Genomic DNA, 257 nt, shown 5'->3' on the forward strand with positions numbered 1-257 from the left:
GGATCGTGTCCCACACGCCGATGTAGGTGGCCGGGCACGAACGCGGCGTCTTGCCGATCGGCGTCTGGTCGACTTCGAGCACGCGGTCGATGCTCTCCCAGCCGCTCAGCGACGCGCAGCCCTGCCACGCGTGGGTCACGCTCAGCGCCGGCCGCGGCGCGCTGCGCGCGAGCACGCTGGAGCGGCGCTTCGTCGCCGGCGCGTCCAGCTGCGCGGCCTTGCGCGCGCGGCGCGTGGCCGGCGACGACAGCACCGAG

General features: G+C 75.5%; 1 protein-coding gene. It reads right to left on the reverse strand.

The annotated features are described in order from the left end of the window. Positions 1 to 257 (reverse strand): hypothetical protein (locus tag R0J88_RS21455; protein WP_410901094.1); only part of this gene is annotated, 257 nt, incomplete at both ends.

Source organism: Pseudoalteromonas sp. SIMBA_162, from assembly GCF_046535955.1.
In the GTDB taxonomy this organism is placed as follows: Bacteria; Pseudomonadota; Gammaproteobacteria; order Enterobacterales; family Alteromonadaceae; genus Pseudoalteromonas; species Pseudoalteromonas marina.